General features: G+C 63.0%; 28 protein-coding genes. 15 read left to right on the top strand and 13 right to left on the bottom strand.

The annotated features are described in order from the left end of the window. The first annotated feature begins 46 nt into the window (after window positions 1-46). From NTU39_RS14545 to NTU39_RS14515, 7 genes are all read left to right on the top strand, one after another. A complete protein-coding gene (locus NTU39_RS14545; RefSeq protein WP_150574247.1) occupies window positions 47-604 on the top strand; it encodes a VOC family protein in 558 nt (185 codons plus the stop codon). A 36-nt stretch (window positions 605-640) separates the two neighbouring features. After that, the gene (locus NTU39_RS14540; RefSeq protein ID WP_052653280.1) at window positions 641-1384 is read left to right on the top strand and encodes an ABC transporter permease; all 744 of its coding nucleotides are present in this window, start codon (window positions 641-643) and stop codon (window positions 1382-1384) included. Next, entirely contained in the window at window positions 1381-2241 is an 861-nt protein-coding gene (locus NTU39_RS14535; protein ID WP_257957922.1) for an ABC transporter ATP-binding protein, read from the top strand. The genes NTU39_RS14540 and NTU39_RS14535 overlap by 4 nt, the downstream gene beginning before the upstream one ends. Continuing rightward, window positions 2241-3197 carry an alpha/beta hydrolase gene (locus NTU39_RS14530; RefSeq protein ID WP_150662763.1) on the top strand — a complete coding sequence of 319 codons (957 nt, stop codon included), beginning with the start codon at window positions 2241-2243 and terminating at the stop codon, window positions 3195-3197. The genes NTU39_RS14535 and NTU39_RS14530 overlap by 1 nt, the downstream gene beginning before the upstream one ends. A gap of 86 nt (window positions 3198-3283) precedes the next feature. Further along, the gene (locus NTU39_RS14525) at window positions 3284-4189 is read left to right on the top strand and encodes a dihydrodipicolinate synthase family protein (protein WP_257957921.1); all 906 of its coding nucleotides are present in this window, start codon (window positions 3284-3286) and stop codon (window positions 4187-4189) included. A 93-nt stretch (window positions 4190-4282) separates the two neighbouring features. Then, complete coding sequence (locus NTU39_RS14520; RefSeq protein ID WP_257957920.1) at window positions 4283-5548, top strand: porin; 1266 nt, start codon at window positions 4283-4285, stop codon at window positions 5546-5548. Window positions 5549-5599: 51 nt separating this feature from the next. Then, a complete protein-coding gene (locus NTU39_RS14515) occupies window positions 5600-7009 on the top strand; it encodes an amino acid permease (RefSeq protein ID WP_257957919.1) in 1410 nt (469 codons plus the stop codon). Between the two features lie 16 nt (window positions 7010-7025). Here NTU39_RS14515 and NTU39_RS14510 read toward each other — a convergent pair whose 3' ends face one another. Beyond that, the gene (locus NTU39_RS14510; protein WP_150662759.1) at window positions 7026-8516 is read right to left on the bottom strand and encodes an MFS transporter; all 1491 of its coding nucleotides are present in this window, start codon (window positions 8514-8516) and stop codon (window positions 7026-7028) included. Window positions 8517-8621: 105 nt separating this feature from the next. Continuing rightward, on the bottom strand, window positions 8622-10199 hold the full coding sequence (locus NTU39_RS14505; RefSeq protein ID WP_257957918.1) for a hypothetical protein: 1578 nt from the start codon (window positions 10197-10199) through the stop codon (window positions 8622-8624). 222 nt (window positions 10200-10421) lie between these two features. Here NTU39_RS14505 and NTU39_RS14500 point away from each other — a divergent pair, with 222 nt between their 5' ends. Both NTU39_RS14500 and NTU39_RS14495 read left to right on the top strand, forming a co-directional pair. Next, entirely contained in the window at window positions 10422-11108 is a 687-nt protein-coding gene (locus NTU39_RS14500; RefSeq protein ID WP_257957917.1) for a class I SAM-dependent methyltransferase, read from the top strand. Between the two features lie 13 nt (window positions 11109-11121). Then, window positions 11122-11565 carry an Rrf2 family transcriptional regulator gene (locus NTU39_RS14495; RefSeq protein ID WP_150662756.1) on the top strand — a complete coding sequence of 148 codons (444 nt, stop codon included), beginning with the start codon at window positions 11122-11124 and terminating at the stop codon, window positions 11563-11565. On the opposite strand, the gene NTU39_RS14490 is transcribed toward NTU39_RS14495, so the two are convergent. Together NTU39_RS14490 and NTU39_RS14485 are read right to left on the bottom strand one after the other, a co-directional pair. Beyond that, entirely contained in the window at window positions 11562-12278 is a 717-nt protein-coding gene (locus NTU39_RS14490; protein WP_257957916.1) for a hypothetical protein, read from the bottom strand. The genes NTU39_RS14495 and NTU39_RS14490 overlap by 4 nt on opposite strands. Before the next feature lie 89 nt (window positions 12279-12367). Continuing rightward, a complete protein-coding gene (locus NTU39_RS14485; RefSeq protein ID WP_039398233.1) occupies window positions 12368-12898 on the bottom strand; it encodes a thioredoxin family protein in 531 nt (176 codons plus the stop codon). 229 nt (window positions 12899-13127) lie between these two features. On the opposite strand from NTU39_RS14485, the gene NTU39_RS14480 reads away from it, so the two are divergent. From NTU39_RS14480 to NTU39_RS14460, 5 genes are all read left to right on the top strand, one after another. After that, the gene (locus NTU39_RS14480; protein ID WP_150662754.1) at window positions 13128-13496 is read left to right on the top strand and encodes a GFA family protein; all 369 of its coding nucleotides are present in this window, start codon (window positions 13128-13130) and stop codon (window positions 13494-13496) included. Then, on the top strand, window positions 13493-13684 hold the full coding sequence (locus NTU39_RS14475; protein ID WP_257960151.1) for a hypothetical protein: 192 nt from the start codon (window positions 13493-13495) through the stop codon (window positions 13682-13684). The genes NTU39_RS14480 and NTU39_RS14475 overlap by 4 nt, the downstream gene beginning before the upstream one ends. An 8-nt stretch (window positions 13685-13692) precedes the next feature. Then, complete coding sequence (locus NTU39_RS14470; protein ID WP_150662752.1) at window positions 13693-14433, top strand: response regulator; 741 nt, start codon at window positions 13693-13695, stop codon at window positions 14431-14433. Then, window positions 14430-15767, top strand: coding sequence for an ATP-binding protein (locus NTU39_RS14465; RefSeq protein WP_150662751.1), 1338 nt, complete (start codon window positions 14430-14432; stop codon window positions 15765-15767). Before NTU39_RS14470 ends, NTU39_RS14465 begins: the two co-directional genes overlap by 4 nt. Before the next feature lie 189 nt (window positions 15768-15956). After that, entirely contained in the window at window positions 15957-16190 is a 234-nt protein-coding gene (locus tag NTU39_RS14460; protein ID WP_039398243.1) for a DUF4148 domain-containing protein, read from the top strand. A gap of 127 nt (window positions 16191-16317) precedes the next feature. On the opposite strand, the gene NTU39_RS14455 is transcribed toward NTU39_RS14460, so the two are convergent. Then, the gene (locus tag NTU39_RS14455) at window positions 16318-17289 is read right to left on the bottom strand and encodes an AraC family transcriptional regulator (RefSeq protein ID WP_257957915.1); all 972 of its coding nucleotides are present in this window, start codon (window positions 17287-17289) and stop codon (window positions 16318-16320) included. 94 nt (window positions 17290-17383) lie between these two features. Between NTU39_RS14455 and NTU39_RS14450 the strand changes: the two genes are divergently transcribed. Further along, window positions 17384-18217 carry an oxidoreductase gene (locus NTU39_RS14450; protein ID WP_150662749.1) on the top strand — a complete coding sequence of 278 codons (834 nt, stop codon included), beginning with the start codon at window positions 17384-17386 and terminating at the stop codon, window positions 18215-18217. Between the two features lie 85 nt (window positions 18218-18302). Here the strand turns inward: NTU39_RS14450 and NTU39_RS14445 are convergent, their stop codons facing one another. From NTU39_RS14445 to hutG, 8 genes are all read right to left on the bottom strand, one after another. Further along, window positions 18303-18590, bottom strand: coding sequence for a YciI family protein (locus NTU39_RS14445; RefSeq protein ID WP_046292047.1), 288 nt, complete (start codon window positions 18588-18590; stop codon window positions 18303-18305). A gap of 85 nt (window positions 18591-18675) precedes the next feature. Next, the gene (locus NTU39_RS14440; RefSeq protein WP_257957914.1) at window positions 18676-19092 is read right to left on the bottom strand and encodes a DUF4440 domain-containing protein; all 417 of its coding nucleotides are present in this window, start codon (window positions 19090-19092) and stop codon (window positions 18676-18678) included. A 144-nt stretch (window positions 19093-19236) separates the two neighbouring features. Next, a complete protein-coding gene (locus NTU39_RS14435; protein ID WP_257957913.1) occupies window positions 19237-20565 on the bottom strand; it encodes an NAD(P)/FAD-dependent oxidoreductase in 1329 nt (442 codons plus the stop codon). Between the two features lie 49 nt (window positions 20566-20614). Continuing rightward, complete coding sequence (locus tag NTU39_RS14430) at window positions 20615-21382, bottom strand: ABC transporter ATP-binding protein (RefSeq protein ID WP_150663457.1); 768 nt, start codon at window positions 21380-21382, stop codon at window positions 20615-20617. A 65-nt stretch (window positions 21383-21447) separates the two neighbouring features. Beyond that, complete coding sequence (locus NTU39_RS14425) at window positions 21448-22215, bottom strand: ABC transporter permease (RefSeq protein ID WP_174984222.1); 768 nt, start codon at window positions 22213-22215, stop codon at window positions 21448-21450. Window positions 22216-22285: 70 nt separating this feature from the next. Then, the gene (locus NTU39_RS14420; RefSeq protein WP_257957912.1) at window positions 22286-23299 is read right to left on the bottom strand and encodes an ABC transporter substrate-binding protein; all 1014 of its coding nucleotides are present in this window, start codon (window positions 23297-23299) and stop codon (window positions 22286-22288) included. 105 nt (window positions 23300-23404) lie between these two features. Then, window positions 23405-24367, bottom strand: coding sequence for a LysR family transcriptional regulator (locus tag NTU39_RS14415; protein ID WP_150662744.1), 963 nt, complete (start codon window positions 24365-24367; stop codon window positions 23405-23407). A gap of 433 nt (window positions 24368-24800) precedes the next feature. Further along, window positions 24801-25763: a formimidoylglutamase gene (gene hutG, locus NTU39_RS14410; protein ID WP_150662743.1), complete on the bottom strand. Its 963-nt coding sequence runs from the start codon at window positions 25761-25763 to the stop codon at window positions 24801-24803. Window positions 25764-25768 lie beyond the last annotated feature (5 nt).

Here is a 25768-nt window from a genome sequence, read left to right as displayed (position 1 = left end):
ATCCGATCGCGACCCGATGAGAACTGATGCAATGCAAGGAGTGGAGATGACAAGCCCCAAACCCAAACTCAATCCGAAGCGTCTCGGCCATCTGGTGCTGGTCGTGCGCGATATTCAGAAGTCGGTGAAGTTCTATACCGAAGTGCTCGGCCTCACGGTCTCCGACTGGATCGACGACCAGATGGTGTTCCTGCGTGCGGGCAGCGATCACCACGATCTGGCGCTGTCGCAGATTCCGAAGAACTCGCCCGATATCGACGATCTGCCGCGTTACGGTCGTCCTGGCATGGAGCACTTCTCGTATCTGGTCGACAGCGTCGAGGAGATGGAGAAGGCCGTGGAAGTGCTGCGCGCGCATGAAGTCGAGATCGTGCGCGGCATCGGCCGTCACGGTCCCGGTGCGAACTACTTCCTCGTGTTCAAGGATCCGGATGGCAACAACGTCGAGCTGTATTGCGAGATGACGCAGATCGACGCCGAGCATCCGTACGAGGCGAAGGTGTGGGAGCGCAACATCGAGAGCTTCGACCGGTTCCGGTTCGAGCGTTTCGTCGTGCCGCCCCCGCCGGGGATGGTCAAGGAGAAGTCGGGCGGCAAGGCCTAATCCGGCTTACCCCATCCATCCGGAGGAGACATTCGAATGAAACGCATCGCACAGACGATCGTATTCTGGGGCGTGCTGCTCGCCCTGTGGGAAATGGCCGTGACGTACTTCAAGGTGCAGTCGTATCTGATGCCGCCGCCGTCGGCCATCTTTCGCGCCGCGTGGGAAGTGCATCCGCAGATGCTGGCGGACACGTGGGTGACGACCGTCGAAGTGCTGACGGGGTTTGTCGCCGCCGTCGTCGGCGGGCTGGTGATCGGTGTGGTCATCAGCTACAGCGCGTTCGCGCGCCGCACGCTGTATCCGCTCGTCACCGCTTTGCAGAGCATGCCGAAGATCGCGCTCGCGCCGCTCATGATCGTGTGGTTCGGCTACGGCTTTGCCTCGAAGCTGGCGTCGACGTTCCTGTTCGCCTTCTTTCCTGTCGTGGTGGCGACGATGGGCGGTCTCGCGTCCGTGGCCCGCAATCTCGACGAGCACTTCCGTGCGCTGGGCGCAAGCCCGTGGGACACCTTCTGGCGGTTGTATCTCCCGGCGGCGCTGCCCGCGTTTGCGGACGGTCTCAAGATCGCCATGCCGCTCGCGGTCATCGGCGCCATCGTCGGTGAGTTCATCGGCTCGGAAGAAGGGCTGGGGCATCTGATCGTATTCGCGTCGGCAGCGGCACGCACCGACGTGATGTTCGCGGCGATTCTGATGGTGACGTTGCTGGCGGTGGTGCTCTATTGGGCCATCGAACGGCTGGCGCGGTTTGTCTGGTGGCGGGGGATCAACGTATGAGCGGTCTGACTAATTCGAAGGCGAATACCGTGACGCCTCTGCATTCGACGCGCGCGGCTGATGCGCCGTCCACGGCCCCTCAGACGTCGGACGCCATGATCGAAGTGCGCCACATTGACAAGACCTTCCCTGCGAAGAACCGCAAGACTGCGCCAGTGAAGATCCTCGACGACGTGTCGCTCTCCGTCGCAGACCAGGAGTTCGTGTCGATTCTCGGCACCAGCGGCTGCGGCAAGAGCACGCTATTGCGCATCGTGGCGGGTTTGGTGCCCCATGACGGCGGTGAAGTGCGCGTGGCAGGGCAGCGCGTGTCGCGTCCGGTGCCCGAGATCGGTGTCGTCTTCCAGACGAGCAACATGCTGCCGTGGCTCACCGTGCGTCAGAACCTGCTGCTCGGCACCAGCCTGCGCAAGATTCCGAAGGAGAAGAGCGAGCCGCGTGTGACGGCGCTGCTGGAGATGCTGGGACTCGCTCAGTTCGCCGACCACCATCCGCACGAGCTGTCCGGCGGCATGCGTCAGCGCGCGTCCATCGGCCAGATTCTGGCGCTCGAACCCAAAGTGCTGCTCATGGACGAGCCGTTCGGCGCGCTCGATGCGCTCACCCGCGACAACCTGAACGTCGAGCTGCTGCGTATCTGGCAGGAGCATCGGCAGACAGTGTTGCTCGTCACGCACAGCATCGAGGAAGCGGTGTTCCTGTCGGATCGCGTGATTGTGATGTCGGCGCGTCCGGGCAAGGTCGAGCAGGAAGTGGTGATCGATCTGCCGCGTCCGCGCTCGCCGCAGACGATCAAGCAGCATCCTCGCTACGCCGGGTACATCGCGCAGCTTTCGCAGTTGATGGGAGTCTATTGATGGACGGACAGACGTCAGCCGTCGCCGAGTGGGAAGTCGCGCGCGCGACCATGCGGGTGCTCGGCCCCTCGTGGACCGACGACATCGCCGCCGGACGCCGCGCCGTGCTCGACACCTACACGCCGTTGCTGGCGAAAGCGTCGACGGAAGGCTTCGCTGTCGTGCGGGATCTGGCCTATGGTCCGCATGCGCGGCATCGGCTCGACGTCTACCGTCCGACAGCGCCAATAGTGCCGGCAGGACCGGTGAGCGCACCCGCGCCCGTGGTGGTCTTCGTGCACGGTGGCGGGTTCGTGCGCGGCGATATGAATGCCAACGCGCAGATCTACGGCAATGTGCCGCGCTACTTCGCGCGTCACGGGTGCGTGGCCGTCAACGTGGAGTATCGGCTCGCACCGGAAGCCGCGTTCCCGGGCGGCGCAGAGGATGTCGCGCTGGCGATGCGATGGATTCGCGAGCACATCACGCAATATGCGGGCGAGGGCGGGGCCGACTTGTCCCGCATTCTGCTGATCGGGCATTCGGCGGGCGGCTCGCACGTCGCGAGCTATCTGTGCGATCCACGTGTGCGTCCGGCGGCACCTGAAGTGGCAGGGGCCGTGCTGATCAGCGCGCGTCTGCGTGCCGACGTCCTGCCGGACAATCCGAACGCCCCGGGCGTCATCGCTTACTACGGCGACGACGCAGCGCGTCACGAGGCGGACGCCCCGATGGCGCACGTCGATGCCATGCCGGTGCCGGTGATGACGGTTGTTGCCGAGTTCGAGAATCCCCATCTCGATACTTACGCGCTCGAATTCTGTCATCGGCTCGCGAAGCGAGATGCGCACGCGCCGCGCTTCGTTCAGGTGCACGACCACAACCACACGTCGGTCGTTGCGCATCTCGACACGGGCGACGATTCGCTCGGCCGCGAAATTCTGCAATTCCTGCACGAAATCAACCCATCGCCCTGATGCGGTCCGCGCCTGCCTGAATCGCTGAACGGGGACGTTCAGCGAGGGCAGCGCCGCAACTCTCTCCCTCTCTCTTAGGAACTGTCATGGTCGATCACGAATTGACCGGGGCGTTTGCGCCCGTCGTCACGCCGTTTCACGCGGATCTGACGCCGGATGCCCCCCGTTTTCTCGCGCATTGCGAATGGTTGCTCTCGCAAGGTGTCGGTCTCGCGCCGTTTGGCACGAACAGCGAAGCGAACTCGCTCGGACTCGGCGAGCGCATGGCGTTGCTCGACCTGCTCGTCGACAACGGTCTCGACACGCGGCGCATGCTGCCCGGCACCGGTTGCTGCTCGTTGCCGGAAACGGTGGCGCTCACGCGTCATGCCGTCGAGCGTGGCTGCGCCGGTGTACTGATGCTGCCGCCGTTCTTCTACAAGGGGATCTCGGACGACGGCTTGTACACCTACTACGCCCGCGTGATCGAGCAGGTGGCCGATGCGCGTCTGCGGCTGTACCTGTATCACATCCCCGCGCTGTCGGGCGTGCCGATCACGCTGCCGGTGATCGAGCGGCTGATTCGCGACTTCCCGCAAACAGTCGTCGGCATCAAGGACAGCTCGGGCGACTGGAACAACCTGAACGCCATGCTCGATGCTTTCCCTGGCTTCGGCATCTTTCCGGCGTCGGAGTCGCTCGTTTCGCGCGCGTCGGCCAAAGGCGCGAAGGGCTGCATTTCGGCGACGGTCAACGTCAACCCGCAAGTCATCGGACGGTTGTGCCGCGAGTGGGCGGACGGAGCGGGCACGGCGCTTCAGGCGCAAGCAGATGCTGTGCGCAGCATCGTGCAGTCGTACCCCATGATTCCGGCGCTCAAGGCGGTGCTGGCGTCGCATCGCGACGACCCGGCGTGGTCGCGTGTGCGTCCGCCGCTCACGCAGTTCTCGGATGAGCAACACGAGCGGCTGCTTGCGCAGTTGGCCGCTTGCGGTTTCACGTTGCCGGGTTAAGCGACGATGCGCGGCGCGTTGCGGTATCGGTTCTCACGCCGACGGGACACGAGTCATGCGACACGTTCGGGCATTGCGCGCGCTGGCGCGCGCATGCCCGGCGCGGTGCTGGCGATGGCCGTCGGACTCGGCGCTTGCGAGATGTCGCAGGCGCAGGTGCAGATCTATGGACATCTCACGCCGATGACGGACTGGGTCAGCGTGAGCGGACGTCAGGTGCCGGCCTCCGCGCCGCGTCCGACGCAAGCGCCCGCAGGCGCGATCAATGTGCCGGAGATGAGCGGCACACGCATGCTGTCGAGCATTTCTTACTTCGGTATGCGAGGCAAGGAAGATCTCGGCGATGGTTATGCCGCCATCTGGCAGATCGAAACACCGGTCTCCATCGACGGCAAGGCCACGGGCTCCATCGGCGGGCGAAACTCGAACGTTGGCCTGAAGGGGCCGTTCGGTACGGCATTTCTGGGCAACTGGGACACGCCGTATCAGTGGTCGACGCTGTCCGTCGGCTCGCCGGTGCGCAATCCCTATACGGGCGATCTCAGCACCATCCTGAGCAATCCGGGCTTCAACGTGCCGAATACGACGACGCAATCGGGGCGCGTCAACAACGCGTCGGATGCGACGTTCAATCGCCGTCAGGGCAACAGCCTTCAGTACTGGACACCCGAGTGGTACGGGTTGCAAATGCGTTTTTCGTACTCGCTGTCGAACGGCAGCGTAACGACACCGGCAGGCAGCATTTCGCCACAAGTGTTCGGCGCGGGGCTGGAGTACGTAAACGGTCCGTTGCGCGTGCGTTACGCGTACGAGATGCACAAGGACTACTTCGGTCTGGCATGGCTTGGCGCACCGGCGAGTGGGAATCCGTCCAACGTCGGTTCACGTGCGACGGGGTCGCGCGACGACGGGCACAAAGTGCTGGTCGTCTTCACGTACGCGAACACGAAGTGGGTGGCGGGCTGGGATCGGCTGACTTATCGCACGGACGACGGCACGAGCGGCAACCTCAACCACTACCGCCGCGACGCCGTCTACGCGATGGTCCAGCACTTCTTCGGCGGGGGAAAGCACTCCGTCTGGCTCGGTGGCGGCTATGCGATGAACGGTTCGTGCTCGCGCGTGGGCGGTGCGGTGTGTAGCACAGCCGACCTCGGTGCAACGCAGATGAACCTCGGCTATCGCTACGACTTTTCGAAACGCACCGACGTGTACCTCGCTTACTACCAGGTGATCAACCGGGCGTGGGGCAGCTATGGCTTCTCGCCACGTCCGAACTTCAGCGCCACCAATAGCGGTGCGGCACCGCCCGGCGCGCACTACCGAGGCATCGGCTTCGGCATCGAACACACTTTTTAGTCATTTCAATACTGCAATAGCGAAGTAACGCAAGGAAGATAGGAGACGATCTTGAGTACGACACAACCGGGCTTCGACAGCATTGTCGAGCGAGAAAAGGGACTGCACCGTGGCCTGACCAGCGGGCAGTTATCGATGATTGCGATTGGCGGTGCGATCGGCACTGGCCTCTTTCTGGGCAGCGCGTTCGCCATCGGCTTTGCCGGTCCGAGCGTCCTGCTGAGCTATGCCATCGGCGGTGCGATTGCGCTGCTGCTCATGGGCTGCCTCGCGGAGATGACCGTGGCGCATCCGACGTCCGGCTCGTTCGGCGCGTACGCCGAGCACTACATCGGGCCACTGGCTGGGTTTCTGGTGCGCTACGGCTACTGGTCGTCGATTGTCTTTGCCGTGGGCACGGAAGTCACGGCGATTGCCGTCTACATGAAGTATTGGTTTCCGGGCGTGCCGGGCTGGTACTGGATCGTCGGCTTCTCGGTCGGCCTCATCGCGATCAATGCGGCGAGCGTCAAGGTGTTCGGCGCGGTCGAGTATGCGTTCTCGATGCTCAAGATCGTGGCCATCGTCGCGTTCCTGATTCTCGGCGCGTACATCGTGTTCCGCGCCCCGGCGGAAAGCGGCATCGGGCTGGCGAACTACACGTCGCACGGCGGCTTCTTCCCGAAGGGGGCTTGGGGCATGTGGGTGGCGGTGATCGTGTCGATCTTCAGCTATCTGAGCATCGAGATGATTGCCGTGGCGGCGGGCGAGGCGCAGGACCCGCAGCGCGCCATCACGCGGGCCTTCCGCGCAACGATGTTCCGTCTGGTGTTCTTCTATCTGCTCACGCTGGCGCTGACGCTCGCTATCGTGCCGTGGAACGCAGCCGGTGAGGACGGCAGTCCGTTCGTGAAGGTGATGGCCGCGACGCACATTCCGGGCGCAGCGGGTGTGATCAATCTGGTGATTCTGGTCGCGGCGTTATCCGCGATGAACAGTCAGTTGTACATCACCACGCGCATGATGTTCTCGCTTTCGCGTGCAGGGTATGCGCCGCGCCGCTTCGGTGAAGTCAGCCGCAACGGCGTGCCGGTCGCCGCACTCATGCTCTCGACCATTGGCATAGCGTTGGCGGTTGCGCTCAACGTGCTCGCCCCGCAGGCATCGTTCACGCTGATGATGTCGGTGTCGATGTTCGGCGCGATGTTCACGTGGCTGATGATCTTCGTCACGCACCTGTTCTTCCGCCGTGCGCACGACGCGAAATCGCTGAGCTTCCGCATGTGGGGATATCCGTACGCCAGTCTGGCGGGCGCGTTGCTGATGCTGGCGACGCTCGTCACGACCTACTTCACCGACGAGTTCCGCATGACGCTGGTCTACGGCGTGCCGTTCGTCATCGCGTTGTCGGTGGTATATGCGGTCTGGTACCGCCAGCGAGGCAACGCCGCCGCTGTTCCTGCTCAGGGGCAGGGTAACTGAGGCTGCACGCCAGCTGTCAGGGTGGATCGCGCCGTGCCGTGGACAGCGGCGCGGCCACTGATTCGAGCGCTCGACGTTCGGCCGCGACGCCCCAGCGTGCGGCGACACCAGCCGCTATGAGCATCAGCGCGGCCCCGATCGCGTAGCCGATGGCGACATCCGCACGGTGCCCCGTATCGATGAGCCAGCCGAACAGCGCCGGTCCGGCCACGCCGCCGAGCAGCGTGCCGATGGCGTAGAACACGGCGATGGCCAGCGCGCGGATCTCCAGCGGAAACGTCTCGCTCACCGTCAGATAGGCCGAACTCGCGGCCGCTGAAGCAAAGAAGAAGATGACGGACCACGCAAGCGTTTGCGTGGTCGTCGTCAGCCACCCTTGTGCGAATGCCCAGCCGCTCAGCGCGAGCAGTGCGCCGGAGACGGCATACGTTGCGCTGATCATCACGCGTCTGCCGAGCACGTCGAACGCGCGGCCCAGCACGATGGGACCGAGCACGTTACCTGCCGCGAAAGGCAGCAGATACCAGCCGACGCTCGCCGCAGGCACAGCGTAAAAATCCGTGAGCACCAGCGCATACGTGAAAAAGATGGCGTTGTAACAGAACGCCTGCGCGATCATCAGCGTGAGGCCGACGAGGGAGCGGCGACGATACGTGTGGATGAGCGTGTGCCAGACCTCGCGTAGTGGCGTTGCCTGCCGGGCGTGCAATCTTAGACGTGTGTGCGCATGGGGTGGAATCGCTTGTCCGTGCACACGGATCGAGCACTCGATCTCCTCGACAATCGCCTCGGCCTGCGCCGTGTGTCCGCGAAGGATCAGCCAGCGTGGACTTTCAGGCACCCACATGCGCATCAGCAAGATGCCAAGGCCGAGCGCCGCGCCGATGAAGAAGCACGTCCGCCAGCCCCAGTCCGGCGGGAGGACACCCGGTGCGAGCAGCACGAGCGACCCCGCAGCGCCGAGCGCCGCACCGGCCCAGAAGGTGCCGTTGATGACGAGGTCGGCCCAGCCGCGAACCCGGGCGGGTGTGAATTCCTGAATCGTCGAGTTGATGGCGGTGTACTCGCCGCCAATACCCGCACCCGTCAGAAAACGGAACGCCACGAAGCTCGCAAAGTTCCACGAGAAGCCGGTGGCGGCCGTCGCGGCAACATACAGCAGCAGGGTGACGAAGAATAGCTTGCGGCGTCCGAGCCGGTCGGTAAGCCAGCCGAAGCCCAGTGCGCCGAGTACAGCCCCGGCAATGTAGGCGCTGCCAGCAATACCGACTTGCGCGTTGGTGAGGGCGAGGGCAGGGCTTGTTTTGAGCGCTCCGGCGACTGCGCCTGCGAGGGTGACTTCGAGGCCGTCGAGCAGCCATGTGACGCCCAGCGCGACGACGATCAGCGTGTGAAAGCGCCCCCAGGGCAGGCGATCAAGGCGAGCGGGCAGGTCGGTGTCGACCAGATGCGGCGCGGCGTCGAGGGAAGGTGAGTGGGTGGTTGTCTCGTCTGTCGTCCGTGACATCAGGCGCTCGAGAACTCCGGAAATCCCCGTGGTTCGTCAATATTTGCCTGACATCATACTCCCGCGACGGTGACGGACCGTCGCGGGGTGACGCGCATGTCGTGCTTACGACTTGTGCGTGCCGTCCAGACGAAGGGGATCGATCTCCAGCGCGGTGCGCTTGCGTACGGCATCGGTTGCTGTGTCGTCGCTGGTGCCTGCCGCATCGTTGCGCATGATGGACTGGAGCAACGTCATCAGATCGGAAGTGCTCGATGCCGACAGCGGCGTGGTGACGTCGCTCACCAGCTTCGCCATCTCATAGCGTTGCACCTGCGTCTTCTGGCTAGCCGAGCGGCTGACCTGGGCGTGGGCAAGCAGGCCGTCGCGATAACTCACGTCGACATTGCTCGACGCCGAATCTTGCACCTTCACATATTCGTAGTTCTGCGACTTCGGATCGCTCGTCAGTTGCAACGCCACCCCTGCCCAGAGCGAGCGGTGATAGCTCGCCGTCAGTGTGGCCTGCGTTTGCTGCTGAATCTTGCGGTTAAGCGTATCGGTGCCGCCGATCTGAGTGCTCTGCGAGATCTGGTAATCGAAGCCGTCGACTTCCGACGGACGCATCGGATTCGGCGACGTTTTCGTCTGCGACAGCGAAGCGCTGAAGTCTGCAAGACCGCTCAGCGTAGCCTTGTCCGAGTTGCTAAGCGTGATGCGCGGCAGCGTGGGCGCGGGCGGGTAATGGCTGTTCAGACCCGTGAACGCGGCCTTGAACATGTTCATAAGCGACTTATCGCCGTCGCCTCGCGCCTGAGCGGTGTCGAAGCGGGTGAGCCAGGCGTCCAGCGCGGCGGCTTGCGCCTTCGGGCTGCCGATAGCCTGAAGATTCTTCAAGTCGACGTTGACGTCGAACTTGCCGCTCGCGCCGTCGACGTGCATCGAACGTTGCGTTGCGTCCGCGTGGAACACGAAGTTCTGCGGTGTTGTGCCGTTGGCATTCAGCGTAGCGTTCAGATCTACCGACGTGAGCACGGACGTGTCGAAGCCCGTCAGAGCGCTGAAGTCCAGGACCGGTGGTTGCTTCGCAAGGCCGTTTACGGCGTTCTGGAAGGCGTCGCTCAACTTGCCGAGCTGATCGCGTTCGGCGTCGGTCAACGTGCCTTTCGTGACGGAGAACTCGACGGACAGGCCGTCGTCGCTGCTGCCCAGCTTGACGTTGACCTGCGCGCCGCTGGCGGTCGTGACCGTCAGTGCGAACTGATTGTCGGCGCTCGTTTGCAGCTTGAACTGTTGCAACGCAAGATCGGCGTCGGTGGCGGGCGTGGCGGATGTCGAGCGCACCACGCTTTGCGAGAAGGACGTAGCACCCGTCGCGATGGCGGACATCAGCTTCGATCCGAGTTGATCGAGGCGATTGCCTAGCGAGGTGGTCGACAGGTTGCCCGACATCAGTAGCGAGATGGCATCTGAGGGCAACTGCCGCCAGTTCAGCGCGGCCCCATTGGCGACCGGCTGGGTGTACGTCGGCCAGTTGGCGACGGGCGGGGTCTGCGTGAGCGTGACGCGCGTGGATTCGGGGACTATAGAAGCACCCGAGCCAGTGGCGCCGGTGCCGGACACCGCGCTCGGACTGGCGGCACGCGACGCAATGTCGCTCGTCGTCAGAGGAATCAGATTCGTTGCTGTGTTGATAGACGTCATCGGGGGGCGTGTCGTCAAGAGGGTTTTTGTAAGGCCTTGTAAGGAAGGCGGGCCAATCCTATGCATTAACGACCACAGGTCGCCAATATTTAGCGGTACCCCTCAAATTGCATGGGCCTCGATGGCGTTCTCCGTGCGGCCTTGTGGAATAAGGCGCTTGCATCCATCGGATCTCTCATGGCATGATGAAACATCAAAAGTTACATGAATGTGGAGCCAGCCATGCAACAAGACACCATCGCGATGTTCGACCAGCACGCGGCAACGTACGACCAGACCTGGAGCGCGATGACGCCTTTGCGCGATGCGCTCCAACTGGTGCTCGATAACGTTTTCGCACCGCTGCCGGTTGAGGCGAACGTCTTGTGTGTCGGCGCTGGAACGGGCGCGGAGATTCTGTATCTGGCCGAGCGCCATCCGGCGTGGCGCTTCACCGCCGTAGAACCGTCTGGGCCGATGCTTGACATGTTCCGCAGCAAAGCCGAAGCGCAAGGCATTGCGTCGCGCTGTGTCTTCCATCAGGGCTTTCTCGACTCGCTGCCCGAGAGCGAACCGTTCGACGGTGCAACGTCGATTCTCGTCTCCCAGTTTGTGACGGACCCGGCCGAGCGGCGGGCATTCTTTCGCGGAATTGCCGACCGGCTGAAACCGGGTGGCTACCTGGCGAGCGCAGATCTGGCGTGCGACATGACGTCCGAAGCGGGGCGACGGCTGCTGGAGGTCTGGTTCGGGATGATGTCCGTGTCGCCCGAGGCACGTGAGCGTGCGAAGGCCATCTATGGGACGCAGGTGGCGGTTGTGCCGCCGGAGGCGATGGACGACATCATCTGGGAAGGCGGCTTCGACGAGCCGGTGCGCTTCTTCCAGAGCGGGCTGATTCACGCGTGGTTTGCGCGTCAGGTGCTGTGAGCGGGGGGCGACGATGAGAAGCGATAGCCGACTCTCGCGCATGCTCCACGTGCTGCTGCACATGGCGCGGCATGACGCACCGTTCACCTCGGAGCAGCTCGCGCAGATGCTGCGCACCAATCCCGTTGTGGTCCGTCGCACGATGGCGGGGTTGCGCGACGCCGGGTACGTTCGCTCGGACAAAGGGCATGGGGGCGGCTGGAGCATCGCCTGTGATTTGCACAAGGTGACACTGCTCGACATTCATCGCGCTGTCGGTGGTCCGAACATCTTCGCCATTGGCGTGGAGAGCGATAACCCCGAGTGCGCCGTCGAGCGCGCGGTGAACGCAGCGCTCGACGGGGCGTTGCGCGAGGCGGAAGCGATCCTTATCGCAAGGCTCGGTGCCGTGTCGCTCGCTGATCTCGCGCAGAACTTCGATGCGTTGTGCTCCCAGCACGAGGCGATGGCGAATTAAACGACGACTGGGGCGGACGTGAAATCGAAGGTGGTGTCCTCGTAGATGTCTTCGTGGCTGTCCAGCAAATCTAGTTCTTCCACGAACGCTTCGATGGTCGGGCCTCCCCCCTCCCCGGGGTGTGCCTCGTTCGCGTACGAGAAAATCACTTTCTGCAAGGCTTCGACCCTCCATTCGGACGCGTCGCCGGACAGGCCAGCGAGCATATGACGTGCCCCGTGCCAAAGCAGCGTGCGCCCGAACGGGCCGTATTCGTGAACGCCCAATGCGAGTGAGGGCAGCAGACTATTGAACGTGCGCGAGCTCGGCTGGAATTCGCCGGGTTCAAGCACGGTGAGATGCGGCAGATCGAGGCATTTGAATGCCTTTGCCGCAAGATGCTCGGTAAGGGGCGTTTTGCCCCCGTCAAAACAGTTGTCGAGGATGCTATCGAGTAGCAGGTCGTCCGGCGAGTCCCGGCGGACGCCAGTCATGCATTGACGAATGTTGTTCACGAAGGTGCGCGCCTCAACCGATGCGAGAGGTTTTGCTAGCGCAGCCAGTCTGCTGAGCGCGTCCCAGGCGAGATTATCAGGCACCCACGGATCACCCGATTCTGGCCGGTTTGCGAGCGCCAGGTTAAGCGTCGAAGCGAGGGCGCCGATAACGAGATCATCTGCGCGACTCTGGTGGGTGGCAGGGATAGCGCTTTGGGTACCCTGAATTCCGTGCATACAACCCTCCATAAGAAAGTGGCGAGAGCTGTCTACTGTCTCGCCACTGAAGGGTTTGCGCTTACGGATTTGGCTCTTTTACGTTCGATTTACGACGGTTGCGCCGCCAACTGTGCCTTGATGGCCGCTTCCGTCTTGTCGTAATCGCCTTCGCCGAAGTGGGTGTAGACGATCTTGCCCGACTTGTCGACGAGATAAAACGCGGGCCAGTAGAGGTTGTCGTAGGCCTTCCACGTGGCGTAGCGGTTGTCCTGCGCGACCGGGTACGTGATGCCTGCGCGGCGTACGGCTTCCTGCACGTTCTTGGTGTCGCGCTCATAGGCGTATTCCGGCGTGTGCACCCCGACCACAACCAGTCCCTTGTCCTTATACTTTTCGTACCACTGCTTCACGTACGGCGTGGTGTGGATGCAGTTGATGCAGGAGTACGTCCAGAAATCGACGAGCACGACCTTGCCGCGCAACTGCGACAGGGTGAGCGGCTGACTGTTGATCCAGTTGTCGATGCCGGTGAACTCGGGCGCAGTGCCGCCGGAGATCGGACGAGCCTGCGACGGTGCGCAAGCGGTAAGGCCAGTGAGGGCGAGGGCGACGAAGGCACTTCTGAGTAGCGTCAACATGGCAGTTCTTCTCCTGTGAACAGTGCAACGGTTTCGGTGAGTCGGTAGCCGTATTTCACTGTCCGCGCGTATCTGCCATGTGTGCAAAAGGCTGCATTTCGGCAATGTCGTGTATCGGGGTGCCGTCCAGACACATTGAGATACAAACGGGGATAACAGGCGCGGCCGATTGCGATATAAAGCTCTCAACGACCGTGCCGCCGGCGCGGGCTTATCCGGGAGTCGATCCATGTCCGAAACGTTGCAAGGTTCCTGCCACTGTGGCGCTGTCCGATTTGAAGTAGTCACGCCGGTCGAACCGGCCGCGCGCTGCAATTGCAGTTTGTGTCGTCGTAAGGGGGCACTGATGACGCCGCCTTTCCCGGAAGCCAATTTGCGCATTTTGTCCGGCGAGGACGATCTGACCCTCTATCAGTTCAATACTCACCTGGCGAAACACTACTTCTGCAAGCACTGTGGCATTTACCCGTTCCACGCCTCGCGCATGATGCCCGGCATGTGGCGCGCCAATATCGGTTGTCTCGAAGGTGTGGACCCGTACGCACTCGAATACACGGTCGCCGATGGCCAGAAGCACTCCGTGGTGGAGGATGCATGAGGCGTCTGCTGAGTCTGCTGGCATTTCTGGCGGGTGGCCTGACGACCGAAGCCGTTCATCCGCTGCAATGCGATCTCGCGCCTGCGAGCCGTCGCCTGATGCCTGAGACGGAACGAGCGCGACCGCGCAAAACACCTGATCTGACGGGCACTGGCGGCGGCCGTGGGCGCGGGGACTCGTCGCTATAATCGTTCACATGGAAAAAATCGATCATGTGCTGATCGTCGACGACGATCGCGGGATTCGGGAGTTGCTCGCCGACTACCTCGAAAAGAACGGCATGCGTGTGAGCGTGGCCGCCAATGGACGTGAGATGCGCGCGGTGCTGGCCGACGGCGCGCCCGATCTCATCGTGCTCGATCTGATGCTGCCCGGCGACGACGGCCTTGTGCTGTGCCGCGAGCTTCGTGCGGGCAAGTTCAGGGCGGTGCCGGTGCTCATGCTCACCGCGCGCAGCGAAGAGACCGACCGCATCGTCGGCCTCGAAATGGGCGCGGACGATTACCTGGCCAAGCCTTTTGCGGTGCGTGAGCTTCTGGCACGCATCAAGTCGGTGCTGCGTCGTACGCGCATGCTGCCACCGGGGATGCAGGTCACGGAGACGGCCGAGATTCTCGGCTTCGGCGAATGGCAGCTCGACACGACCGCGCGTCACCTGCTCGATACCGACGGCACGCAGGTCGCGCTCAGCGGCGCGGAGTATCGCCTGCTGCGCGTATTGCTCGATCATCCGCAACGCGTGCTCACGCGCGACCAGTTGCTCAATCTCACGCAGGGCAGACAGGCCGACGCCTTCGACCGGTCCATCGATCTGCTCATCAGCCGGTTGCGCCAGCGCTTGCGCGACGGCGCGCGTGAGCCTCGTTACATCAAGACGCTGCGCAACGAAGGCTATGTGTTCTGCTCGGCTGTCACCGTCGTCGCCGCGCCAGAATGACTCCAACCCTGACACAAGGCCCCGCTACCGGGGCGTTCCAATGGCACTGGCCGCGCTCGCTGTTCGCGCGGCTCGCACTCATCCTCTTCGTGGGGCTGGCGCTCGCGCAGGCGCTCTCGTTCTGGCTCACCATGACCGAGCGCAATCGAGTGACGTCCAACATGATGAGCGTGTACATCGAGAGCGAAGTTGCCAGTTCCGTCGCGTTGCTCGATCATTTGCCCGCCGCCGAGCGGGCACAGTGGTTGCCGCGTCTGGCGCGTCGCAGCTATCGCTTCGAACTTGGCACCGGTGCGGCAGGTGGCAAGCCCGATGCGGGTGCCGCCGCGCAGGTCGCACGCGTCATCGAAGATTCCATCGGTGTGTCGTATCCCGTAACGGTCAATAGTGTGCCCGGCGACCCGGATCAGCTTCAGGCGCACTTGCGTCTGAGCGATGGCTCGCCGCTGACCATCGAGGTCTTCCCCACGCCGACCTTGCCGCTTTCCGGATGGCTCCCTGCGATACTGGTGCTGCAACTGGTGCTGATTGCCGGGTGCTGCTGGCTGGCGGTGCGTGTCGCGACGCGTCCGCTGAATGCGCTGGCGAAGGCCGCCGATACGTTGGGGCCGGACTTGCGGGCGGAGCGTCTGAGCGAAGACGGACCGTCGGAAGTGGCGCGTGCCGCGCGGGCGTTCAATGCGATGCAGGATCGCATCGGCGGCTACATGACCGAGCGCATGCAAATTCTCGCGGCCATCTCCCACGACTTGCAGACGCCGATCACGCGTATGCGCCTGCGTGTCGACACGATGGAAGACGAAACCTCGGCGGTGCGTCTGCAACAGGATCTGAAGGAGATGGAGTCGCTGGTCAAGGAAGGGGTGACGTACGCCAGGACGTTACACGGTGCGTCAGAAGCGCCTTGCAAGGTGGATCTCGATTCGCTGCTGGATAGTCTTGTCTGCGACTATGTGGATGCGGGTTCGCCCGTCACGCTGACCGGGCAGGTGGGACAGCCGATTGTGACGCGTCCGCAGGCGTTGCGGCGCATTGTGGGAAACCTCGTGGACAACGCGCTCAAGTACGGCAGTGAGGCACATCTTGACGTAACGCGGCGTGCCGGAGGGATCGACGTGATCGTGACCGATCGTGGTCCGGGCATTCCGGAGGACATGCTTGAAGCCGTCTTCGCGCCGTTCGTGCGGGTGGAGACGTCGCGTAACCGTCACACCGGCGGCACGGGATTGGGGCTGGCGATTGCGCGTCAGCTTGCGCAGGCGATGGACGCGACGCTCACGTTGCGCAATCGCGATGGCGGTGGTTTGGAGGCGCGCTTGTCGCTCAAGGCATAAACCGGAACGACGAATTCCGTAGCGGCTTTGTATCGCAGTGTGTCTGGCAGCGTTGCAGGTACTTACGATTGCACTGGGCGCTGTATCGGACAAATGCCAGATACCTCCGAGAGGTCTAATGGTTTCAACGGCGGCGCAACAGAAACACACCGCGCGTTACCTAACCTTTACATCCTCTGGAGTTACACCATGAAAGCCCTTCTGATCGCAGTTTCGCTCGCTACCCTCGGCACCGCTGGTGTCGCTTACGCCGCAGGCACCGATGAAATCCTGACGAGCACCGGCAACTCGCTGTCTGCCGCTCACTGGACGCCGGACAACGGTCCGACGCTCAGCACGGCGCAAGTGCAGGCGCAACTGAAGAGCGCCGAAGCCTCGGGCCAGATCGACCACCTGAACATGACGCTGTACAAGGGTGCATGAAGCGCATCGATAGGCGATGCCGGGCGCACATGCCTGGCATTGCCGAGCGGCTTGCCGGTTTGAAACGGGGTGGGTTCTGTCTTGCGCAGATCTCAGCCCGTTTTGTTTTGGTGGCGTCGCCATAGCCTCAGTGGGACGACACATAGATCCCATCGGCGAACGCCTCGGGAAGCGCGAAGCTCTCACGCATGCGTTTTGTTTCGGCGGCGGGTGTCAGACCGAATAGCCGCTTGAATTCCCGGCTGAATTGAGACGGGCTCGTGTAACCGACGGCATGGCTTGCCGCCTCGGCAGTGAGGTCCTGACGCACCATCAACAGCCGTGCCTGATGCAGGCGTGTCGACTTGACGTATTGCATCGGCGAGACCTGCGTAATCGTCTTGAAGTGACTGTGGAAGCTCGGCACGCTCATGCCTGCCTCCTCTGCGAGCTGCGTTACGTCGAGCGGCTGGCCGTAACCGGCATGAATCAACCGCAGCGACCGCCCAATCCGGCCGAACTGGCCCCGCATCGAAAGCGCCTCGCGCATCGCGCCGCCTTGTGCCCCTGTGAGTACCCGGAAGTAGAGTTCACGCAGCAGACCGTGTCCAAGGACGGCGGCTTCAAGCGGTTCGCTCATGGCTTCGAGAAAACGGAGTACGGACGTTTGCATCCGTGCGTCCATCGGCGTGGACATCATGCTTTGCGGCGCGGCTTCACGCACGGCAATGCCTTCCCGGTCGATCTGCGCCGCGAGTTCTGCGGCCAGTGTGAAATCCAGATGCAGATAGAGCGCCAGCAACGGCCGCTCGCGCGTCGCGTCCGTCTCCATGCTGAAAGGGACGGGGACGGAAACGGCCAGATAGTGGTCTTCGTCGTACTCGTACAACCGCTCACCGAAATATCCACGCTTGCGCCCCTGACACACGATCACGATGCCAGGGTCGTACAGCACCGGCGTGCGCGATAGCGTGCGGTCGGAGCGCAGGATACGGACGCTGGGCAGTGCAGTCAGGTTGTAACCTTCGGCAGGCGCGAGGTCACCCAACAGGGCAATCGTGCGCGAGCGTACGTCTGTGCCCGCCGCTGGCGCCTTCCGCGCAGATATCTTCGGTTTCATAGCTTTAGGCAAGAAAATCAGTCAATTTTAACTTAAACGTCCATTTCAATGAGACTAGTATGCACCCATCGATTAACGTTTGGGAGAGGTAACGATGTCATCAGGAAAGATCTTGCTCATTACGGGCGTGAGCAGCGGCTTTGGTCGGGCGCTGGCACAAGAGGCGCTGGCGGCGGGGCACAAGGTGGTGGGAACGGTGCGCAGCGAGCAGGCGAAGCGCGACTTCGAGTCGCTCTCGCCGACTTTGGCATTCGGTCGTTTGCTCGACGTCACCGACTTCGATGCGATCGACGGTGTAGTGGCGGAGATCGAAGCCAACGTCGGTCCGGTCGACGTCCTCATCAACAATGCGGGCTACGGACACGAGGGCATCATGGAAGAATCGCCGCTGTCGGAGGTGCGACGTCAGTTCGACGTCAACGTTTTCGGCGCAGTGGCGATGATGAAGGCCGTATTGCCGTTCATGCGTAAGCGCCGTCGCGGCCATATTCTGAACATCACGTCGATGGGCGGGCATATCACCATGCCGGGCATCACGTACTACTGTGGCAGCAAGTTCGCGCTAGAGGGGATTTCGTCGAGTCTGGGCAAAGAAGTCAAGCCGTTCGGCATTGCCGTGACGGCAGTCGCGCCCGGGTCTTTCCGAACAGACTGGGCGGGACGTTCGATGGCGCGTACCCCGCGCTCGATCCCGGACTACGACGCTAGTTTCGATCCGGTGCGTCGCGCTCGTGAGGAGAAGAGCGGGAAGCAGCTTGGGGACCCGGTGAAGGCTGCGCGCGCCATGCTCGCCGCCATCGACTCGGCTCATCCGCCTGCGCACCTCTTGCTCGGTAGCGATGCGCTCAGACTCGTTCGGGAAAATCTCACGGCATTGGAATACGAGTTCAGCCAATGGGAGACGGTCACGCTCTCGACGGATAGTTGAGGCGGACGACGGGCGTCCAATCGGCCCGCGCGATGCGAGAACCCCTTGAGGAGTCGCGAAAGCGCGGGCCGGTGGTCGATGCCGCTCAGAGCAGATCGGCGATCTGCGGATGGAACTTGACCGGATCGAAGACGGTGACGCGATAGTCGGCAAGACCGTGAATGCGGAACGGGTCTTGCTCGATGAGTGCGTCGAGTTCGTCACGCGAAACCTTACCGGAGACGATGAAGACGCCACCGTTGCGCGGCTCCTTCGGTCCGGAGGCGATGAAGATCCCGCGCTCGTACTGCGTGGAGAGAAACGCGCGATGCGCCTGCAACTGCGCATCGATGGCATTCAGCGGTTGAATGTAGGTCAGTTCAACGATGTACATCAGGGTGGCCCCGTCAGGAAAATACGGCGATTGCCGCTTGAAAGGCAGTGTAGCAATTTGCCTGCCGACGCGTACGGCACATCGATCAATCAGCGTTGGCCGGTGTTTCGTGCAGGTGACGCCAAACGATATGTCCGTCGGCCTCGCGTTCGAACACTGCCGTGGAGCGACGCACCGTCGTGAGACCTTCACCGTCGGTTTGCGTTTCGCGGTACGCCACGACACCTCCTGTCGGCGATTCTGCGATTGTGTCGACCTCGTCGACGACGATTTGCAGTCCGGGCCGCTTGCCATGTCCCTGTCCGAACAGCGCGTCGAGCGCGGCGCGATTCACACGAGCGCCGGAGAGCGCGATCATTGAAAACGCCGATGAGAATCGGGCCAGCAGCGGTTCGAGCGCCGAGGGGTCCGCGCGGCCGCTCAGCCACTGTTCGATGGCGACGTGAGCGTCGATGACTTCCTGAACCAATGCGGACGAGAGCTGAGAGCGATGGTTTGTCATGACGTGGCAGGCGTGAACGGGAAGACGGACATTTTAGCGAGGTCCCATCCGACCTGCACAGCGCGTTACGGCGGCGGCGCGCACCGATCTGCTGCGCTGCCGCTGCCACTGTGACCGCCGTGGACGGAGGCAAGAGGTGTGGCCTTATCGCTCCAGCCCCGCGCGATGCTTCTGATACTGGATCGCGGAGACGATGGCAACACGTCGGATTGGTTCGGGCGGCAACCACGTCGGGCGCTCGAAGCCCAGCGCGTCTGCCAGTTCCGGTGACTGCTGGCCGCAGGCCATCTCGCCGAGCAGCTTGCCGAACATGCTGCCCTTGAGCACGCCCGCGCCGTTACAACCGAGCGAAGCGAACAGGCCTTGCCGGATCTCACCGAAGTACAGCGCGCCGTTGCGAGTGAGCGCCGTCACACCGCCCCACACATGCTCGAACTTGTGCGAGGCCATCTGCGGATAACGGCGCTGATAGGCGTCGGTCAGCATGGCGTTGACGTCGCCCAGTGGACGCTCCTTCTCGTACGAGTAGGCGCTACGCACGACGAAACGGCCGCCGAGCGTTTTGCGCAACGTTGTCCCCAAACGGTTCGCCGGGATCACGCCCCATTCGGCCGCCGGGCCGAGCTTGGCGAGTTCGTCGGCGGACAGCGCGGGAGTCATCGCCGCGTACGTGTAGATCGTGAAGACGCGATCGCGCGCTAGTCCCAGTTTGCTGGCAAAGCCGTTGTTGGCGACGATGACTTGCCCTGCGCGCAGTTGTGTCGTCGCCGTCGTCACCGTGAAGGGGCCGGTGCCGTCGAGCGACACCACCGGCTCGTTTTCCCAGAGTTGGACATTCGCGGGCAGGCTGTCGGCGAGCCCGCGCACGAGGGCGGCCGGTTGCACGAAGACGTTGTTGTCCGAGTGGTAGCCGTAGCCGTAGTAGGTGGTGCCGATCTCGCTGCACAGGGCGTCGCGCGACAACTCACGGTACGTCACCCCCCATTCGCGGTATTGCGCGAGCGTGTCGCGCAGACGTTGCTCGCCGTCGGGCGTGGCGGCCGCATGGTACTTGCCGACCGGGTTCCATCCGCAATCGATGTCATACGTCGTCACGAGTTCATGCAGCCATTTCAGACCGAGGTCGTACAGGCGGATCTGCTTGCGCGCGACCTCGACCGGGCTGCCGTGTCCGCCCATGCCGGTGTTATGGGGCAGGTTGATGAGAAAACCCGAGTTGCGTCCTGCGGACCCGTTGCCGACGGTGGTGGCGTCGATCACGAGCACCGTAGCGTCCGGGCGAAGTTCCGCAACGCGACGTGCCGCCGCCAGCCCGGTGAAGCCCGCACCGATGACGATGACGTCGAAGCTGCGCGCGACCGGCGCTTGCGTGTGGGGCACGCGAGACGGCAGCAGCGCGTTCCAGCCTGCGCCCGCTTGATAGGCGGGGAAAGTACCCCGCGAAGCGCGGGAGGGAGTGACTTGATTGGACATGACGATTGAAGTGCGGGGGCTTGCGAAACGTTGCTGAGGGAGTAAAGCCTTATGCCGCCTGACTCTCCAGGCTGCGCATGACTTCGGTTTGCACCGTGTTCCAGATTTGCGATTTGAGTTCGTTGTAGCGCGGCGAGAGCTGCACCTGTGCGTCGCGCGGCATCGGGAGATCGTTCGTCAGATCGCAGGCCACGCGACCCGGACGGGCGCTCATGATCACCATGCGCGTCGAGAGCATCAACGCTTCGTCGATGGAGTGCGTGATGAAGACGATGGTCTTGCCGCTCTTCTGATAGATCTGAAGCAACTCTTCCTGCAACACCTGACGCGTCATGGCGTCGAGCGCGGCGAACGGTTCATCGAGCAGAATCACGTCCGGATCGTTGGCGAGCACGCGGGCAATCGACACGCGCTGACGCATGCCACCGGAGAGCGCCTTCGGGTAGCGGTCTTCGAAGCCTTTGAGGCCGACCATGTCGATATAGCGTCGCGCCGTGGCGTAACGTGTGGTCTTGTCGATGCCTTTCATCTTCAAGCCGAACGCGACGTTATCGAGCACGCTCAGCCAGGGGAACAGCGCGTACTGCTGGAACACCATGCCGCAATGCGGGTCGATGCCTTTCACTTCGCGGCCGTTCACGCGGATGCGGCCGGTCGTCGGCTCGTCGAACCCGGTGATCAGGTTGAGCAGCGTCGACTTGCCGCAGCCGGACGCGCCGAGCAGTACCACGAACTCGCCACGGGCGATGTTCATGTCGACGCGCTCCAGCGCCTGAAAGTCGCCGTACCGCTTCGATACGCCTTCGATGGCGATCATCGTGTCGGACGAGCCGTTGCCGTGATGCGCCGCTTGTGCGCCTGCGTGGGAATCGATGCGATCGTTCATGCTTGCCACCTCAACACCTTGCGCTCGATGGCGCGAAATACGATATCCGTCACGAGCACCGTGACGCTGATCATCACCATGCCGAGCACGACGACTTCCGTCTGGAAGAACTCCTTGCCGTTCATGATGAGAAAGCCAAGCCCTTCACGTGCGGCGACCAGTTCGGCGGAAATCACGCACGTCCACGACAGGCCGAGAATGATCTTCATCCCCGAAAGGATCTGCGGCAGGCTCGCGGGCAGGATGACCTCGCGCATGACTTGCCAGTTGCTCGCGCCGAGGTTTTTGGCGGCGCGCACCAGCAGCGGGTCGACGTTGCGCGTGGCCTCGATCACATAGACCAGCGCCGGGGCGAACGTCCCCATGAACACGATGCTGTACTTCTGCGTCTCCGAGATACCGAACCACAGCAGCGAGAGCGGAATCCAGCTCATCGACGGTAGTGGACGCAGGAAAGACAGAATCGGGTCGAAGGCGGCGCGTGCGTAGCTCGACGTACCCAACACGATTCCTAACGGAATGGCCACGACCGTGGCGGCGATGAAGCCGGTCATGACGCGACGCGTGGAGGCGAGCACGTTCGAGAGCAGCGTGCCGTCGCTCAGCATGGCGACAATGCGCTCGCCCACGGCGGAGGGCGGCGGCAGGAACAGGGGATCGATGACCCCGGTGCGGCAGGCCGCTTCCCACGCCAGCAGGAAGACGACCACGGACGCAAATCCCACGCTCAGCAGCGTGGCGCGGGACGGTTGACGATGATTCACAATCAGACTCCTCAGGCGGAAGCCGGTACGTGTCGGGGGTGTAGAGGGGGACGTACCGGCGCGCGGATGCTTACAGATACGACGTGTTGATCCACTGGCGCACGGCGGGCGCCTTGTCGATCTGCTTGTACGTCACGAGCATTTCGGCCAGACGCTGGAGGCCGTCGACATAGCTGCCCGGCGACTTCAACAACTGCGTCTGTTGCGCGTGGCTATACCACTCCGCTCCCTTGATCGTCTCGATCTGGTCGAGTGCCGACATGCTGGTGAGGCCGACGAGCGTGCGTGCGGCTTCGTCCGGCTTGTCGCGCAGGGTCTGGCAGGCGTCGAAATACACCTTCAGGTACTTGCGCACCACGTCGGCGTTCTTCTCCGCCCATGCATTGCGGACGATCAGGACGTCAGGCCCCGGCGTCACGTTGTACTTCTTGTAGAGCGAGAACTGCGTGTCGTCGGCGAGCAGCTTCATGCCCGTCATCGCGCGGATGCGATTGAACTGCGGCGTCCAGGCGGCCGCGGCGTCGATCTGACCGGACTGAATGGCGCCGGGAATTTCCGGGGCGGGGACGTTGAGTACCGTGACGTCGTTCGACAGACCAGCGCTGCCCAGTAGATCCAGCACCAGCAGATGGGCACTCGACGCGAACGTCACGCCCAGCTTCTTGCCCTTGAGGTCCTGAAGCGAGTTCACCCCGTCACGCACGAACAGTCCCTCGACGCGCCCGAAGCTTTCCGGCACGGCCACAATCGAGAAATGCTTCGAGCCGCGTGCCATCAGCGCGAGCGCCGAGACGATCCCTGTGCAGGCGATGTCGATGCCGCCGGAGAGCACTGCGCTCATGCGGGCCGACGACGTGCCGAACGATTGCCATTGCTGATCGATGCCTGCTGCGCTCAGTGCGCCCGACTTCATCGCGAGATAGGCGGGATAGTGGCCCAGCCATGCCGAGCCGCCGTACTGGACCGTCGTGGCGTCGGCGGCGCGGGCGATGCCCGACAGCGACAGACCGCCGACGGCGGCAGCGGCGGGCAGGGCCGAGAGTGCGGCGCTCGTGTGGAGGAATTTGCGTCGTGAGAGGTTCATGCGTGTCTCCTTTGTAGGCTATGTGTTATTCGCGTTGAACGGTGGGCGCACTTCAGGTGAGGTTCGGTGTGAAATTCATCTGGCCCGGCGCCCCGGGGCGGTGGATCAGCAGAGCGCCAACCGCTCGCCCAGCCAGGGCATCACGCGGCGCAGTTCCGGGAAGGCTTCCTGCGCGAGTGCGAGACGCCCGGCAAGAAAGCATTGCGAGGCCATCTCCGAGACCTCGCCTTCGCGCGAGACCTGATAGATCGTTCGCGAGAGTGCGGGGCCGGGCAGCGGCAGGGCGGCGACTTGCGAGAGCGACGCGCGGCCTTGCAGCAGACAGAGCGGTGTCGCGATCGTGAAACCGACTTCGGCGGCGACCATCGACATCACCACGTCCGACGTATCGATTTCGAGGTGCATGCGTGGCGAGTGCCCGGTGCGACGCAGGTGGCGTTCGATCACCGCACCAAAGTGCGAGCGCCCGGAAAAGCGAATCAGCGGCATCGACCGGATCAGTTCACTGAGATCGGCGTTCGCAAGCTCGGCTTCGCGCGCTTTCGGCACGACGACGATGAACGGCTCGGTGAAAATCGGACGGCGCACGAGACGTTCCATGTCGTGCATCGGATCGCTGGTGACGATCAGATCGAGTTGGCGGGCGAGGAGGGCTTGTGCGTGACCGTTAGCGAGGCCGGACCAAAGAAGCAACTCGCTGGTGCTCCCCGACATCTGCTTGACGATGGAGGGGCCGACGGTGGCGGCGAAGGAGTCGATCATGCCGACGCGCACGGCGGCGCGGCTGGCGACGTCGGCGTCCTGTACCTGAGCGATGAGCCGGTCCATATCGTCGACGATTTGTCGGGCATGACGCGAGAGCGCGAGACCGGCGGGCGTCAGTTTCAGCGGACGGCGCGACCGGTCGAGCACACGGGTACCGACGGTTTGTTCGATCTGTGCGATAGCTTGGGAGATGGCGGACTGGGTGACGCCGAGGGTTTCGGCGGCGCCGGAGAGGCTACCGGCGCTGGCGACGGCTTCGAAGATCCGGAGTGATCGGACGTCGAGGTCTGCGCGCTTTTTCATCGGCGTGTCTCCATTCGGGGCGGCGAGTATCAGGAGATGAGAAAGACTTTCCTGAGGCACCGCGATGAATCGGTATAAGAATTTCTGGCGATTGTAGGGATACGGAGGGCTAAAACAAAACTAAGTTAAGCAAAACTAATACTTTGTATTAGACGGTGGGAATCGAGAGCGAAAGAAGGGGGAATTCTGACGATGTCGGTCTCAGTGGATGAAATCAGCGAGACGAAAGAGAGAGGGGGGAGGTTTCGGTCGAGGGACTGATAGCGCTGAGAGGGACGGATCGGCGCCCCCTTCTGAATCGAGTTGGGTTTATGTCTGAGAGGCGGAAGGGGGCGGCGGTCCGTCGGACTGAGGATGCGTGAAGCGGGTCAGTCGAAAGACAAATGCCGAGGCATAAGACAATGCCTCGGCAGGATGACATCGGAAACCCAAATCAGAACAACCGATAAGCCAACCGCGCGGCAACACGCGCTCCGGTGCCTTGCGCATCGAAGCGGGGGTTGTATTCGGCGAGATCGGCCACGCGGAGTTTGCCGGAGCGGCGCACGTGGGTGACGATGGCTTCGATGACGGAGATCGGCACGCCATAGGCCGCAGGGGCGGAGACGCCGGGCATGACGGGGGCGGGGAGCACGTCGAGATCAATCGTGAGGTAGACGTGACTCACGTCGGCAATCAGTGCGTCGATCTGTGCAAGACGCTCGTCGAGATGGCGGTCCTGCATCTCCGTATCTTCGACGTACGTCACGTTTAGCGCATTGGCGCGTTCGAAGAGGGATGCCGTATTGCTCAACCGGCTGACCCCAAGACATGCATAGTCGAACGCAAGTCCCGCAGCCTCGCAAGCCTGAGCGATCTGATCGAACGGCGTGCCCGACGTACCGGGTCGTGCTGTGCGCAAGTCGAAATGCGCGTCGAGGTTCAGGATGAGCACCCGGGAGCGATCACCCCGTGCGTCGAGGTGAGCGCGCAGCCCTTGCCATGTTCCCCACGCAATCTCGTGTCCACCGCCAAGCACCACCGGCTGTGCCCCGGCGTCGAGTTGTCGGCGCACAGTGTCGGCGAGGGCTTGCTGTGCGGCTTCGAGGGCGTCGCCGTCGCAGACCACGTCGCCTGCGTCATACAGACAGGCGATGTCGTGCGCAGGCAGGTTCGCCAATGCACGGCGAATGGCAAGCGGGCCTTCGGCGGCACCGATGCGGCCCTGATTGCGTTTGACGCCAGCGTCGCTTGCAAACCCGAGCAGCACGGGGGCGCCGCTTGCCGGAGCATCGGTCAGCGCGTCGATCTCGCGCACGACATTAAAGAGACGGCGCGTGTCGCCGCGCTCGCCGACGTCCGTACGACCGTGCCAGATTGGCGTGTCGCCGGATACCGGTTTCAATTGTGTTGCCATGAAGA

Source organism: Pandoraea commovens, from assembly GCF_024704525.1.
Taxonomy (GTDB): Bacteria; Pseudomonadota; Gammaproteobacteria; order Burkholderiales; family Burkholderiaceae; genus Pandoraea; species Pandoraea commovens.
The sequence above is the reverse complement of the archived record's forward strand: the minus strand, read 5'-3'. Positions and strand labels throughout refer to the sequence as shown.

Bases quoted from the DNA above. Each gene is read 5' to 3' on its own strand.
- NTU39_RS14505 (WP_257957918.1), bottom strand. From the start codon at position 10,199: ATGACGTCTATCAACACAGCAACGAATCTGATTCCTCTGACGACGAGC.
- NTU39_RS14510 (WP_150662759.1), bottom strand. From the start codon at position 8,516: ATGTCACGGACGACAGACGAGACAACCACCCACTCACCTTCCCTCGAC.
- hutG (WP_150662743.1), bottom strand. From the start codon at position 25,763: ATGGCAACACAATTGAAACCGGTATCCGGCGACACGCCAATCTGGCAC.
- NTU39_RS14495 (WP_150662756.1), top strand. From the start codon at position 11,122: ATGAGAAGCGATAGCCGACTCTCGCGCATGCTCCACGTGCTGCTGCAC.
- NTU39_RS14480 (WP_150662754.1), top strand. From the start codon at position 13,128: ATGTCCGAAACGTTGCAAGGTTCCTGCCACTGTGGCGCTGTCCGATTT.
- NTU39_RS14420 (WP_257957912.1), bottom strand. From the start codon at position 23,299: ATGAACCTCTCACGACGCAAATTCCTCCACACGAGCGCCGCACTCTCG.
- NTU39_RS14465 (WP_150662751.1), top strand. From the start codon at position 14,430: ATGACTCCAACCCTGACACAAGGCCCCGCTACCGGGGCGTTCCAATGG.
- NTU39_RS14455 (WP_257957915.1), bottom strand. From the start codon at position 17,289: ATGAAACCGAAGATATCTGCGCGGAAGGCGCCAGCGGCGGGCACAGAC.
- NTU39_RS14485 (WP_039398233.1), bottom strand. From the start codon at position 12,898: ATGTTGACGCTACTCAGAAGTGCCTTCGTCGCCCTCGCCCTCACTGGC.
- NTU39_RS14540 (WP_052653280.1), top strand. From the start codon at position 641: ATGAAACGCATCGCACAGACGATCGTATTCTGGGGCGTGCTGCTCGCC.
- NTU39_RS14440 (WP_257957914.1), bottom strand. From the start codon at position 19,092: ATGACAAACCATCGCTCTCAGCTCTCGTCCGCATTGGTTCAGGAAGTC.
- NTU39_RS14535 (WP_257957922.1), top strand. From the start codon at position 1,381: ATGAGCGGTCTGACTAATTCGAAGGCGAATACCGTGACGCCTCTGCAT.
- NTU39_RS14430 (WP_150663457.1), bottom strand. From the start codon at position 21,382: ATGATCGCCATCGAAGGCGTATCGAAGCGGTACGGCGACTTTCAGGCG.
- NTU39_RS14500 (WP_257957917.1), top strand. From the start codon at position 10,422: ATGCAACAAGACACCATCGCGATGTTCGACCAGCACGCGGCAACGTAC.
- NTU39_RS14460 (WP_039398243.1), top strand. From the start codon at position 15,957: ATGAAAGCCCTTCTGATCGCAGTTTCGCTCGCTACCCTCGGCACCGCT.
- NTU39_RS14415 (WP_150662744.1), bottom strand. From the start codon at position 24,367: ATGAAAAAGCGCGCAGACCTCGACGTCCGATCACTCCGGATCTTCGAA.
- NTU39_RS14490 (WP_257957916.1), bottom strand. From the start codon at position 12,278: ATGCACGGAATTCAGGGTACCCAAAGCGCTATCCCTGCCACCCACCAG.
- NTU39_RS14445 (WP_046292047.1), bottom strand. From the start codon at position 18,590: ATGTACATCGTTGAACTGACCTACATTCAACCGCTGAATGCCATCGAT.
- NTU39_RS14450 (WP_150662749.1), top strand. From the start codon at position 17,384: ATGTCATCAGGAAAGATCTTGCTCATTACGGGCGTGAGCAGCGGCTTT.
- NTU39_RS14435 (WP_257957913.1), bottom strand. From the start codon at position 20,565: ATGTCCAATCAAGTCACTCCCTCCCGCGCTTCGCGGGGTACTTTCCCC.
- NTU39_RS14520 (WP_257957920.1), top strand. From the start codon at position 4,283: ATGCCCGGCGCGGTGCTGGCGATGGCCGTCGGACTCGGCGCTTGCGAG.
- NTU39_RS14525 (WP_257957921.1), top strand. From the start codon at position 3,284: ATGGTCGATCACGAATTGACCGGGGCGTTTGCGCCCGTCGTCACGCCG.
- NTU39_RS14470 (WP_150662752.1), top strand. From the start codon at position 13,693: ATGGAAAAAATCGATCATGTGCTGATCGTCGACGACGATCGCGGGATT.
- NTU39_RS14475 (WP_257960151.1), top strand. From the start codon at position 13,493: ATGAGGCGTCTGCTGAGTCTGCTGGCATTTCTGGCGGGTGGCCTGACG.
- NTU39_RS14545 (WP_150574247.1), top strand. From the start codon at position 47: ATGACAAGCCCCAAACCCAAACTCAATCCGAAGCGTCTCGGCCATCTG.
- NTU39_RS14530 (WP_150662763.1), top strand. From the start codon at position 2,241: ATGGACGGACAGACGTCAGCCGTCGCCGAGTGGGAAGTCGCGCGCGCG.